This is a genomic window from Sanguibacter sp. Z6_81 (assembly GCF_057180625.1).
Window position 1 is genome coordinate 704,916 of the sequence record NZ_JBXUFV010000001.1, and the last position, 12,532, is coordinate 717,447.

Here is a 12,532-nt window from a genome sequence, read left to right on the forward strand (position 1 = left end):
ACGCACCCGTGAGCACGCCGTCCGACACCCCCGTCCCGTCCCTCGCTGCCGGTGAGCAGGAGCTCGCCCAGGCCTCGACGGGCCTCGTCGACACCGACACGTTCGTCGAGCCGGAGCTCGCGGCCCTGTGCCGGGAGTCCGCTGCGGACGGGGCTGTGCTCCTCACCAACGACGGCTCCCTCCCGCTGCGGGAGGGAGCCGCCGTGGCGCTGTTCGGGCGGGTCCAGATCGACTACTTCGCGGTCGGATACGGCTCCGGCGGGGACGTCAACGCCCCGTACTCCTGGAACCTCCTCGACGCGCTGCGCGACGGCGGCCGGGTGGCCGTCGACGCGGAGCTCGCCGAGACGTACACCCGCTGGTGCGCGGACAACCGTCCGGACGAGGGCGACTGGGGCAACTGGCCGCGCTACTTCGAGGAGATGCCCCTCGACCGCGGGACCGTCCGCGACGCGGCCGGACGGGCGGACGTCGCCGTCGTCGTCATCGGCCGTGCCGCCGGTGAGGCGCGCGAGAACGAGCTGACCAAGGGCAGCTACTACCTCACGGATGCCGAGACCGAGCTGCTCGACGCCGTGACGGCCGAGTTCACCAGCACCGTCGTCGTCCTCGACTGCGGCAACGTCATCGACCTCGCGTGGGTCGAGGAGTACGGCGAGAAGATCTCCGCCGTGCTCTACGCGTGGCAGGGCGGCATGGAGGGCGCGCGGGCGATCGCGGACGTGCTCACCGGCATCCAGGTGCCCGGGGGACGACTCACCGACACCATCGCGCGGCACTACGCCGACTACCCGAGCGCCCCCAACTTCGGTGGGCTCGACCACAACGTGTACGCCGAGGACATCTACGTCGGCTACCGCTACTTCGAGACCTTCGCGCAGGACGCCGTCCTCTTCCCGTTCGGGTTCGGGCTGGGCTACACGCGGCTCGACATGGCGACGACGGCTGAGGTCAGCGCCGAGGCGATCACCGTCGCCGCGCGCGTGAGCAACACGGGCACCGAGCACCCCGGCGCCGAGGTCGTCCAGGTGTACGTCCAGGCGCCCGACGGCGCGCTGGGCAAGCCCGCACGCTCGCTCGGAGGCTTCGCGAAGACCCGTCTGCTCGCCCCGGGCGAGACGGACATCGTGCACGTCACCGTGCCCGTCTCGTCCCTGGCGTCGTACGACGACTCGGGGGTCACCGGGCACCGCTCCGCCTACGTCCTCGAAGCCGGGACCTACACCGTGCTCGTCGGTACCGATGTGCGCACGGCGGCCGAGGTCGCGACCTTCACGCTCGACGAGCTGCGCGTCGTCGAGCAGCTCACCGAGCAGTGCGCACCGGCGGTCGAGAACCCGTTCCAGCGGATGGTCGTCGCACGCGACGAGGCGGGCAACGCCGTCGTCGGGTGGCAGGACGTCCCCACGCGCCAGGCCTCGCGCCGGGAGCGCATCGAGGCGCGCGAGGTCCCTGCGGTCGAGCAGACGGGCGACCGCGGCATCACCCTCGCCGACGTCGCGGAGGGCACGGCGACGCTCGACGCGTTCGTCGCGCAGCTGACCGACGAGGAGCTGGAGGCCCTCACCCGCGGCGACCGCATCATGGACAGCCCGCTCGGAGCCAAGGGCAACGCGGGCGTCCTCGGTGGCATCACCGAGTCACTGCGCGCCAAGGGCGTGCCGCCCGTCACGACGACGGACGGCCCGTCCGGCATCCGGCTCGCCGCCTACGCGTCGCTCCTGCCGTGCGGCGCCGCGCTCGCGGCGACGTGGAACACCCCGCTCGTGCGGCGCCTCGCCGCCCACCACGGCGCCGAGATGGTCCGCAAGGGCACGCAGGTGCTGCTCAGCCCCGGCATGAACATCCACCGCGACCCGCTGTGCGGGCGGAACTTCGAGTACTTCTCCGAGGACCCGCTCGTCACCGGCCTCATGGCCGCCGCCGTCGTGGGTGGGGTCCAGGAGGCGGGCGTCGGGGCGTGCCCCAAGCACTTCGCGGCCAACAACCAGGAGACCAACCGCAACCTCAACGACTCGCGCGTCTCGGAGCGGGCGCTGCGAGAGATCTACCTGCGCGGGTTCCAGATCTGCGTCACCGAGTCGGCGCCGCTGACGATCATGACGTCGTACAACAAGATCAACGGCGTGTGGTCGCACTACAACGACGAGCTGTGCACCGCGATCCTGCGCGACGAGTGGGGCTTCGCTGGCACCGTCATCACCGACTGGTGGATGCAGCGGTCCGTCGACCCCGACTTCCCGGCCCTGTCCGACGACGCGTACCGCGTCCGCGCGCAGGTCGACGTGTTCATGCCCGGCGGCTGGGTGGATCACGAGACGGGCGAGTTCGACGCCGAGGCCGCGGCGTCTCTCCTCGACTCGCTCGCCCGGCCCGACGGGATCACCCTCGGGGAGATCCAGCGCACGGCACGGAACGTGCTGCGGCTGACCATGGCCCTGCCGGTGCTGCGCGAGAAGATCACCGAGCTGTCCGCAGGGGCAGCGCAGGGCTGACCGTCATGAGCCACACCCTCCTCCGCTCGCTCGAAGAATCGCTCCTCACGACGGACGTGCAGCACGATTCCGCTCGCCTGCGCGAGCTCCTCCATGAAGAGTTCGTCGAGGTGGATCGGTACGGCGGTCGTTGGACGCGCGCCGAGATCATCGAGCTGTTGGCGGGAGTGGAAGAGCGGGCGGCGCCGGTCACCGACGAGTGGGAGTACAGCGAGCTGAGCCCGACCCTGACGTTGGTGACGTATCGCATCTGCGGCCCGGGCGCGACGAGCCGCCATGCATCCGTCTGGGACACCGCGGGCGACGGTCCCCGCGTGAGGTTTCATCAGGGCACACTCATCGCCGCCCGATGACAATCGTCACTGGTCTATCAGGGACCTAGCTGGTCAGACGGCAGCAGTGCGGCGTGTCCAAGCCGCGTGCCGTCGTGGCCGAGGATCGCCAGTTCCTGAGGCCGGCGTCCGGGCCAGACGATGGCGACTCGCCCGTGCCACGGAACCACGACCTGCCGATCGCTGACAGCGACCCGGGCGACGTCTGCGTTGACCCGGATCGTGCCGTAGTTGATCCACCGCCCGTGGGGCCGCCAGACGTTCCCCGCGCGGCCATCCCGAACCCCACCGGAACCTTCGATCACCAGGACCCGAGGATCCACACCGGGCGCCGCGCGGAGTCCCTCAGGGAGCTCAGCAGGTCGGTGGTCGAGTGCGTCATCCGCTGCGCGACCGCCACCACCGCCGAGCATGAACCACTCTCCCCCGTGGCGAGCGAGGACGTGGCTCTCTTCGACGGTGCACCCCACGCTTCTGCGTACGAACATCGTGACCGCGATGTCGTCGGCGACGTCGACCGCGACCGCGGCATGCCGGCGACGCCGGCTCAGGCGAGCGACCGGCGTGACCTCACAGGACTCGATGAGTATGAGGCTCTCGGCCAGGGCGTCGTAGACCACGCTGTGAACCTATACGGCGGCACACGCGCTCACGGGCCTGACCCACAACCGCTAGTCCCTGGCCCCGGTCACATGGGGCGTTCTTGCCGGGCGGGCACCGTAAAGAACTCGGTCGGGGTCGCCGATAGGGGGTGTGACTCCGCGCGCCCTACCGTGAGTGCGTTGGATGCCGGACTACGAGAGGTTCCGCGATGACCGACCCGACTCAGCACGACGCTGCCCTGCCGGGAGCGGAGAGGGCTCCGACGGCGGCTGCCGACAAGGCGTCGGCCCAGCTGGTGAAGATGATCGGCAGCGTCATCGATTCCGGTGTCGGTCCTTTCGCCGGCTCGATCGCCTGGGCGGAAGACAGGCTGTCGAGGGTGCAGGGCGGCCGCTACGTACCGAACCACGAGCGGACTCGCCCGGTACTCGCTGAGGATCGGGACGACGTCGAGAAGGCGATCAAGCGGCTGATCATCGAATCGGTGGAAGCCGCTGGAGTCAGTGGCTTCGTCACCGGGCTGGGTGGCTTCGTCCTTATGCCCGTCACCGTCCCGGCCAACATGGCTGGCGCGCTCGTCATCAACGCGCGGCTTGCTGCTGCAGTCGCCTATCTGCGCGGGTACGACCCCACGGATCCGCACGTCCGGACGGTGGCGATGATCGTCGCCCTCGGCTCCAACGCCCAGCAGGTCGCGCGGACCGTCGGGATCAAGGTCGGGGAGAAGCTGGCGATGCAGGTGATCAAGAAGCTCCCGATGTCCGTTGTTCACCAGATCAACAAGAAGGTCGGCTTCATGCTGCTGGCCAAGTACGGAACGAAGCGCTCGATGGTCACACTGGCGAAAGGGGTGCCGCTTGTCGGCGGAGTGATCGGCGGTGCCGTCGATGCCGGCATGACGAGCGTGGTGGGCCGTACCGCCAAGACGATGTTCCACGTCGACTGACCGGGTGGGTCTGGACGAACCCAACAGATCGGGAAGCTCGCGCCAGGAGCCGGAGAACCCGTTACTCCTGGGTGATCAGCCGGGCAGCCCCTGCACCACGTAGTCGCGCTCGATGCCCCTCGTCTCTCGGCCCCACTCGCTCTCCGTGACGCGCACCTGGTGGCGCCTGAAGGCTTCCGCGCTCTCGAAGAGCTCCGCGACCTTCCACACGAGCGGGTCCGGGGTCGGAGTCACATCGAAGGCAAGACAACCGGCCTCCGCGCGGGTCAGATCGATGTGGCTAGGCAGACAGCGCGCAACAGTGGCAGCTTCCTCCGCCGTCGCGCAGATGAGGTGGCCGGTCAGCTGGACGTTGCTCACGGCGCCACGATAGACGGCCCACACATGCTCATTCGTCGGCTCCGTGCACCTGCTCACAGCCGGTGAGCCGCGTGTGAGGAGCTAGCGACCTACAAGGCCTCCGGCTTCGTGCCGCAGACGCCCGTGACGGACCTCCGGCGGCCGTGAGCAGCCTTGCGGCATGCCCGCAGACGAACTAGCGCTGGACAACCTCCTGAGTCTCGAACGCCGCGGATGGGGAGCCACTGTTCGCTCGTCGGCGACCAACTCGCGCTGACGTTGTACCCGCAGACCACCATCACCCACTGACCACCGTTATCGGTCGGGTGATAGCCGCCAGCCAGCGGTGTCGCACTGGCCGTCGTCGTTGTTGCCTGTTGCGAGGACCGTCCCGTCCGAGCGCAGGCCGAGCGTGTGGGTTGATCCTGCCGCGACCGCCACCACGCCTCGCCAGTGTTCGACGTCGCACTGCCCACGGCTGTTGTCACCTGCCGCCAGCACCCGCCCTCCAGCGAGGACTGCCACGGTGTGATGGCTTCCGGTCGCAAGGCCTATGACGTCTCGCCACGCACACGCGTCCTGGATGCCAGCGGAACGATCGCCGACTGCGACTACTCGCCCGTGTCTGGTGAGGGCGGCGGTGTGGAGGTAGCCCGCAGCGATCGCGTCGACTCCGCGCCATCCGGCGACTTCGCACTGTCCCCTGCGGTTGTTCCCAGTTGCCAGGACCGTGCCGTCGTTGCGGAGACCGACGGAGTGCCAGTCCCCGGCCGCCAGGGCTACAAGGTCGGACCATCCTTCGACATTGTTGGCTCCTTCGTTGCGACGCCCGGTCGCACGGGCTGTTCCGTCGGCAACGACAGCAAGTGTGCGTCGCCAGCCAGCGGCGATGCTGACGATGTCGCCCCAGTCGTGGACGTCGCACTGACCTTCGTTGTTCCAACCGGTCGCGAGGACAGTTCCGTCTCTGCGCAGTCCTACCGTGTGGGAACGTCCGGTGTTGGGTGCGGTGTGCACGCTTCCCGCTGCGACCGCGGTGACGTTGCTCCATCCAGTCGTGCGCAACTCCTCTGAGCCTGCGCGCCCGGCAGTCAGCACCAGTCCGCTCGTATCGATCCCTACCGAGTGCCGCCGGCCGGCGGCGATGCGGGTGTGGACCTGAGGGGAAGCCATCGGTGCATGTTGCCAGAGTCTCCTGGCCGATCGGTGTCCCGGTGCGGCGCCCGCTCGGGCGACGGCCGGCCTCGGTTCGGTGCTCTGTGATCACCCAAATCCCACTCCCCACTTGCCGAGTTCCTCACCCGCAGAGTTTCCTGGAAGTGCGCCACGGACGGTGGCTCACAGGCAAGGAGAGACGCATGAGCGCGGCCGAGCCAGTGATCGAGATCGACGGGCTGACGAAGTCCTACGGGAAGTTCCAGGCGTTGCGAGGGGTGGACCTACAGGTCGAGCGCGGCCAGGTGCACGGCTTCCTCGGCCCCAACGGTGCCGGGAAGTCCACGACCGTCCGCGTCCTGCTCGGGCTGCTCAGGGCCGACGGCGGGACGGTACGTCTGCTGGGTCAGGACCCGTGGAGCGACGTGGTGGCATTGCACAGACGCCTTGCGTACGTGCCCGGGGACGTGTCGCTGTGGCCGGGGATGACAGGCGGAGAGGCTATCGACCTGCTGGGGTCCATGCGTGGAGGCTTGGACGAGAGGCGTCGCGCGGAGCTTGTCGAGCGATTCGAGCTCGACCCGACCAAGCGTGGCCGGCAGTACTCCAAGGGAAACCGTCAGAAGGTGGCGATCGTCGCGGCCCTGGCCTCCGATGCCGAGCTGCTCATCCTCGACGAACCGACCAGCGGTCTGGACCCTCTCATGGAGAACGTGTTCCAAGAGGTCATCGCTGAGGCCAAGGGGCGCGGCGCGACGGTGCTGCTCTCGAGCCACATCATGGCGGAGATCGAGACCCTTGCAGACCGGCTCAGCATCATCCGCGACGGGAGGATCGTCCAGTCCGGCACCCTGACTGACCTGCGAGGTGACACCCGCACCGCTGTGCACGCCGTCCTCGAGCGAGTCCCGGACCCGCAGAAGCTCGCCGGGCTGCACGACGTCCGCCTCGATGGCAACCGTCTCAACGCGACCGTCGAGTCCGACCGCATCGGTGATGCCATGACCCTCCTGACGGGGTACGGGCTCGCGTCCCTGACCGTCGAGCCCCCGTCGCTGGAGAGCCTGTTCCTTCGCCTGTACGAGGACGAGGACGCAGCACCGATCACACGAACGACACGATGACCGCGGCCGCAACCTCTGCCCCCCGGGTTGGTGGCGGAAGCCTCACCGGCACCCTCCCGCTGCTGCGCACCTCGCTCAAGCACGACGGGCGCGGCTTCGCGCCGTGGATCGCGATCGCGACCGTCCTGTCCGCCTCCTCGGTCCTCGTCCATCCCTGGGTCTTTCCCACCGCGGAAGCCCGACAGGGCCTGGCGAGCACGGTCGGCGCGAACCCGGCCCTCGGCCTGATCTTCGGACCCGCGTTCGACGTGACCACCGCCGACGGGTTCAACGCCTGGCGTGCCCTGGCACTGGGCGGTTTCCTCGCCGCACTCGGCGCGATCTTCGCCGTCATCCGCGCTACCCGGGGCCAGGAGGACTCCGGACAGGCCGAGCTCCTTGCCTCGGGCGTGCTCGGACGCTCCAGCCGTCTGCTCACCGGCGTCGCGATGGCCTTGATCGGTTCTCTCCTGCTCGGCCTGGTCTCCGGCCTGCTCACCGTGGCCTGCGGGGGAGGCTGGGAAGCCTCGATGCTGCTCGGGGCCACGTTCACCGCGACGGGGTGGATGTTCACCGGCGTCGCGGCAGTCACCGCCCAGCTCGGCTCGGACGCGCGCACCGCGAACTCCATCGCCGTGGCCACCCTCGGCGCCCTGTTCGTCCTGCGCGGATTCGCCTACTCCGTCAAGGCCCCCGAATGGACCGTGTGGATCAACCCGCTCGGCTGGATGACCGAAACCCGGCCAGCGACCGGAGACCACTGGTGGCCCTTGCTGCTTGCCGTCGCATTCACGTTCGCCGCCCTGGTCATCGCGTTCGTCCTGCAAGCGCGTCGCGACTTCGGGCAGGGAGCGATCAAGCCCGGACCCGGACCTGCGCGCGGCAAGGCCCGCACCGCCTGGAGCCTGACGCTGAGGCTCAACCGCGGCCCCTTCCTCACCTGGACCATCGCCTTCGCACTGCTGGGCATCGTGTTCGGATACCTCGCGACCTCCATCACCGATGTCCTGGGCTCCGACAGCGCGGCCCAACGGATCCTCGCCGCCGGTGCGACCGGGCAGTCCCAGCTCATCTCCGCGTTCCTCGTCACGATCCTGAGCCTGGTCGGCATCATCGCCGCGATCCCCGGCGTTCAGACCATGCTCAAGGTCCGCAGCGAAGAGATGGAGGATCGCGTGGAGCCGGTCATGGCCACCGCCGTCACCCGCCCCCGTTACTACGCCGGCAACGTGCTCTTCGCACTCGGCGCACCCACCATCTATCTGCTGATCGCCGGCACCCTCGTCGCGTCCCTGGCCTCGGGAGCCGACATCGGCGTCACCTTCTCCGACGCCTTCCTGCAGGCCCTCGCCACGATCCCAGCCGTGTGGACCGTCGTCGCCATCTCAGCCGCCGTCGTCGGTGCCAGGCCCGCAGTCAGCCTCGCCGCCTGGATCGGAGTCCTGGCGTCCTTCGCGCTCACCCTCCTCGGTCCAACCTTCGGACTGGACGACTGGGTCCTGGGGATCAGCCCTTTCTGGCACGTCCCCACCGTCACCGCGACCCCCGTCGACCCCACCGGGCTCCTGTGGATCACCCTGTTCACGATCGGCTTCCTGCTCATCGGGTTCACCGGATTCCGTCGACGCGACCTCGCCCGCTGATCCACCCGCCATCGCCAAGACCGTCGTGCAATCGCCCAGGGAGTACGACGAGCTCGTTGGTCCGTCGATGAGTGCGGGAGCCAGATCAGCCACCGGCTGCGCCTGGAGCACCCAGAGGACGCCCTGCACACCCCGTAGCCGGGACACCCCGGCCCGACTATGCCTCGGCGCCGCACCACGTGCGCGAGATGAGTGCGTGCGGGGTCGCCCGTGGTTGCGGGGCTCTATGCTGCGTGCGGTGAGCGCCCTACCGCTGCCTGACCCGGACTTGTCCTCCGGTGGTGTCCTGTTGCGACCGTGGCTCGCCGACGAGGCGGTCGCTCTGCATGCGGCCTTCGCTGACCCGGAGGTGCTGGCGTTCACATGGCCGTCCCCTGACCCATACCTCGTCGAGGACGCGCAGCGGTTCTTGGAGGACCAGCAGCGCTCGCGGATCGCGGGGCAGGAGTTGCAGCTGGCGGTGGCGGCGCGCGGCACGGGGATGCTGTGGGGCGGTGTGTCGCTGTACGCGGTCGATCTGAAGCAGCGACGGGCGTCCATCGGGTACTGGCTCACGACGGCGGCGCGTGGTCGTGGTGCCGCGACCACAGCCGTTCGGCTGCTGACGGGTTGGGGCTTCGACGCCCTGAACCTCGCGCGCGTGGAACTGACCTGCGGCCCCGACAACATCGCCTCGCAGCGGGTAGCTCAGCGATGCGGCTTCCGGCGCGAAGGCGTCCTGCGCTCGCACATGACGTTCAAATCGGGTCGCCGGGACACCGTCGTCCACAGCCTGCTGGCCGGAGACCTCACCGAGTGCGGGCCGCGCTGCCGTCCGATATGCCAGGGGCCCTCGTCCGGTATGGCGCCCGATGAGGTAGGCCGTCACCACGACAGTCAAGGCCACTGCGCAGGCGAGGACGGTTGACCAGGTATGACGCATGGCGGGGGGAGAGCTCATCGGCATGACCCGACTATGAGCGGCGGTGGGTCGTGTCTATGGTCCGCTACTGCTCGCGGAGCGCGCTGACTCCCCGAAAACGATCGTCTCCAAGGGCAGGTCGCTGTGGGTAGCGTGGATGCGCTTGGCTCGACGCGCGCCGCACCGACCTTCATCGAAGCTTGATGAGTCCGGCGTTGGTTGGGACGAAGCCGCATGCGTTGAAGTAGAAGCTCTTGAGGTGGTCCTCAAAGTCGACGTGGAGCCATTCGCAGCCCGCGTCGGCGGAATGCTCACGCGCGACCTCGATCAGGCGGACGCCCACGCCCTTCCGACGGGCACGCACCGCGACGAGAGTGTCTTCGACGAAGGCGTGGGCACGTCCGTCCCAGATGATGTTGACGAAGCCGATCAGTCCGTGAGCGTCGCGTGCGGTAACCCAGCCCAGGCTGTGGTTGTTGAGCTGGTGGTCCCACAGTGTGTCCTGGATGCAGTGTTCGAAGCCCTCAGCGTGCAACCTACTAACTTCTTGATTGGTGAACGATCCACGCCACTCGTAGCGGATGCGACCGAAATCGGAACTGAGCAATGCGACTCCTTAAGCGGGGCCTACATCCGGGTGGCCTCTAGAAAGTACGGTGCGAACAGTGTGCGGTCTTCATCAGCTGCTCCGTTCGGATTCTCGCAATGAGCCGCCGGCACGCGGCGGAGTCGCCCGCTTGGAACGTCTCGCAGCGATCACAGAACGCCACCATAGCGATCAAATCCACCGCCGTACCCCGCCTCGCTCACGTACCGCAAACGATCGTTTTCGACGGGTGCGGCAGGCAACGCCACCGACCGATACGCGAGTGGAAGATCCGTAGCATCTCACTGTGGACCACAACGAGATCGTGCGACTCTATGGGCCGTGGCATTCACGCACGGTCGGCGACGTAGTTGAGCTCTTCGAGGGCTACGCAGGCCCATGGTGGATCGCCGGCGGGTGGGCCATCGAGGCATTCACGGGCGTCTCACGCCCTCACGGCGACATCGACCCGAGCATCCCTCGCTCCGATGCGCTTCTGCTGCGGGCGCATCTCCTCGGCCGCCTGGACGCGTGGGCGGCAAACCGAGGCGACCTGCTCCCACTTGTCGACCCCTCCAGGCTGGTGCCGAAAACCTGCAGCAATCTGTGGCTAAGGGCCAACGGCGCCAGCCCTTGGGAGTACGACGTCATCCTGATGGACGCCACCCCGGCCCAATGGACCTACAAGCGAGACCCGAGAGTCACACTCGCCTTCGACGAGATCCTCTGGACCAAGGAGGGCGTGAACTACTTGCGCCCGGAGATCCAACTACTCTACAAAGCTCCGGGACTTCGACCGCAGGATCAGATGGACTTCGATGCCGCTCGTGCGTCTATGACTGATGAAGCCTCGGCATGGCTTCGAAGCGCACTGGAGACCGCCCACCCGGCTCACCCGTGGATCAAGGAACTCGTACGCTCACGTTGACCAGCGCCCGACTCGCAGCCGTCGTGAGCAGCAGTTGCGCGATGAGTCCGCCGTAAACGCCCGCCACGAACCCGTTTTGGACAGCGTTAGCGGCACCACTTCCAGAGGTCCGAGCGCGCCCGCGCCGCAAACGATCGTTTTCGGGTCCGCGGCGTGTTGGATGATCAACGCTGTGTGATGGTGCACGACGCGGCTCGACGCGCTGATGTCGGCACCCACTCCGCGTCGGAAGGTGCGTCGTCTCGCGCCTACCGTGCGATGTGAGAGCGATTGCGTTCCGAGGGGCGCTGCTGGGCGGATCGTGCTGCGAGAACTACCCCGGCCGAGGAAGCGGCAGCCAGGGCGAGACTCAGGCCTACAGCTTTCCGATTGACCTCGATGCACTCGGGATCTGAATCTGTGCTGTCCGACATCCCGAAGAGAGGCTCCTGAATGCAGGTAGCCAAGCCGTTCAAACTCTCGGCTTGGCGGGGCACGTGAGTCCACACCCAACAGGCAAGAACGATGCTGACGACGGTGATGCTCAGGGTGCAACGCACTACAGCGCTGATCGCCCGTGATCGACACACAGCAATCACCGAGGATGTCGCGCACGCTAGGAAGACAACGCTCACTGCGGTCGCAAGTAAGACTTGAGATGTGTTCACTGTTTTACCGCCTCGCTTGCTACCCCTCGATGGTCACCTCGGGCGCGCACAGAGGGACTCTTAGGAGCACAGAACCGTGAAGTAACGGCTCAATCGGGAGCCGGTCACCAGGGATGCAGCGGGGCCGCTCTCCCGTCCTCGTGCCCACCCTGCCACCCGAGGGATGGCGACCGGGCCAGCCCGTGACAACCTCTCACGGACGATCTAGCCGCCTCTCGTCCGCAAATGATCGCCTTCTGGGCGCTGGTAGCACCGGTAGTGGCCCGATGATTTACTGCTCGACATGGGGCTTGATCGGTGCCGGGCAGCGGATGTCGAGGAGCTCAGGGCGTTCTTGGGCGAGGTGGATCTGACCTTGAGCGGTCTGGATGCGCCGAGTGTCCGGCTGTGGCTCGAGCGCGACGAGCGCGGCGAGATTGTCGGGAGCACGGGGTACGAGATCAGCGCCGACGGCGGTCATGTATTGATCCGCAGCGTTGCCGTGAGCCCGACGCACAGAGCGCGCGGGCGGGGCACCATCCTGGCTCGTTTCGCACTCGACCGAGCGGCGGAGGAGAGGGCTGAGACGGCGTGGTTGTTCAGTCGTCGCTCCGGCCCGTTCTGGCAGAGCCTGGGGTTCGAGCCCGCTGACCGAGATGAACTCGCCGAAGCACTCAGGAACACCCATCAAGTGCGCCTGTTCCAGGAGACCGGCCAGCTCGGCTGGGAGGTCGCGTGGTCCCGGCCCCTCATGTCCGACGGTCTCGCGAGCGACTACCCGACGCCAGCCCACGGCGAAGAGGCTGCACCCACCCGATAACCATCGTTTCCGAGCGCGAGCGGTGGGCAGCGCTCAGCACACCGGACGGCAGCCT

General features: G+C 67.9%; 12 protein-coding genes. 8 read left to right on the forward strand and 4 right to left on the reverse strand.

Features of this window, described 5'->3' with window-relative positions; translation table 11 throughout:
- The first annotated feature begins 8 nt into the window (after window positions 1-8).
- Window positions 9-2,495: a glycoside hydrolase family 3 protein gene (locus AC2AXK_RS03360; protein WP_484343918.1), complete on the forward strand. Its 2,487-nt coding sequence runs from the start codon at window positions 9-11 to the stop codon at window positions 2,493-2,495.
- Window positions 2,496-2,500: 5 nt separating this feature from the next.
- Window positions 2,501-2,848 carry a nuclear transport factor 2 family protein gene (locus tag AC2AXK_RS03365; RefSeq protein ID WP_484343919.1) on the forward strand — a complete coding sequence of 116 codons (348 nt, stop codon included), beginning with the start codon at window positions 2,501-2,503 and terminating at the stop codon, window positions 2,846-2,848.
- Between the two features lie 17 nt (window positions 2,849-2,865).
- Here the strand turns inward: AC2AXK_RS03365 and AC2AXK_RS03370 are convergent, their stop codons facing one another.
- On the reverse strand, window positions 2,866-3,447 hold the full coding sequence (locus AC2AXK_RS03370) for a hypothetical protein (RefSeq protein ID WP_484343920.1): 582 nt from the start codon (window positions 3,445-3,447) through the stop codon (window positions 2,866-2,868).
- A gap of 191 nt (window positions 3,448-3,638) precedes the next feature.
- On the opposite strand from AC2AXK_RS03370, the gene AC2AXK_RS03375 reads away from it, so the two are divergent.
- Window positions 3,639-4,376, forward strand: coding sequence for an EcsC family protein (locus AC2AXK_RS03375; protein ID WP_484343921.1), 738 nt, complete (start codon window positions 3,639-3,641; stop codon window positions 4,374-4,376).
- A 75-nt stretch (window positions 4,377-4,451) separates the two neighbouring features.
- On the opposite strand, the gene AC2AXK_RS03380 is transcribed toward AC2AXK_RS03375, so the two are convergent.
- Both AC2AXK_RS03380 and AC2AXK_RS03385 read right to left on the reverse strand, forming a co-directional pair.
- Window positions 4,452-4,736 (reverse strand): putative quinol monooxygenase, encoded by a 285-nt coding sequence (locus AC2AXK_RS03380; protein ID WP_484343922.1) that lies wholly within the window; start codon window positions 4,734-4,736, stop codon window positions 4,452-4,454.
- A gap of 294 nt (window positions 4,737-5,030) precedes the next feature.
- Window positions 5,031-5,888 carry an RCC1 domain-containing protein gene (locus AC2AXK_RS03385; RefSeq protein WP_484343923.1) on the reverse strand — a complete coding sequence of 286 codons (858 nt, stop codon included), beginning with the start codon at window positions 5,886-5,888 and terminating at the stop codon, window positions 5,031-5,033.
- A gap of 185 nt (window positions 5,889-6,073) precedes the next feature.
- Here AC2AXK_RS03385 and AC2AXK_RS03390 point away from each other — a divergent pair, with 185 nt between their 5' ends.
- From AC2AXK_RS03390 to AC2AXK_RS03400, 3 genes are all read left to right on the forward strand, one after another.
- Window positions 6,074-6,994: an ABC transporter ATP-binding protein gene (locus AC2AXK_RS03390; protein ID WP_484343924.1), complete on the forward strand. Its 921-nt coding sequence runs from the start codon at window positions 6,074-6,076 to the stop codon at window positions 6,992-6,994.
- Complete coding sequence (locus tag AC2AXK_RS03395) at window positions 6,991-8,616, forward strand: ABC transporter permease (protein ID WP_484343925.1); 1,626 nt, start codon at window positions 6,991-6,993, stop codon at window positions 8,614-8,616. The genes AC2AXK_RS03390 and AC2AXK_RS03395 overlap by 4 nt, the downstream gene beginning before the upstream one ends.
- A 238-nt stretch (window positions 8,617-8,854) precedes the next feature.
- Window positions 8,855-9,523, forward strand: coding sequence for a GNAT family N-acetyltransferase (locus AC2AXK_RS03400; RefSeq protein WP_484343926.1), 669 nt, complete (start codon window positions 8,855-8,857; stop codon window positions 9,521-9,523).
- 184 nt (window positions 9,524-9,707) lie between these two features.
- Here AC2AXK_RS03400 and AC2AXK_RS03405 read toward each other — a convergent pair whose 3' ends face one another.
- Complete coding sequence (locus tag AC2AXK_RS03405; RefSeq protein WP_484343927.1) at window positions 9,708-10,124, reverse strand: GNAT family N-acetyltransferase; 417 nt, start codon at window positions 10,122-10,124, stop codon at window positions 9,708-9,710.
- 286 nt (window positions 10,125-10,410) lie between these two features.
- Between AC2AXK_RS03405 and AC2AXK_RS03410 the strand changes: the two genes are divergently transcribed.
- Together AC2AXK_RS03410 and AC2AXK_RS03415 are read left to right on the forward strand one after the other, a co-directional pair.
- Window positions 10,411-11,031, forward strand: a complete 621-nt coding sequence (locus AC2AXK_RS03410; protein ID WP_484343928.1) for a nucleotidyltransferase domain-containing protein — start codon at window positions 10,411-10,413, stop codon at window positions 11,029-11,031.
- 1,002 nt (window positions 11,032-12,033) lie between these two features.
- The gene (locus tag AC2AXK_RS03415; RefSeq protein WP_484343929.1) at window positions 12,034-12,477 is read left to right on the forward strand and encodes a GNAT family N-acetyltransferase; all 444 of its coding nucleotides are present in this window, start codon (window positions 12,034-12,036) and stop codon (window positions 12,475-12,477) included.
- Window positions 12,478-12,532 lie beyond the last annotated feature (55 nt).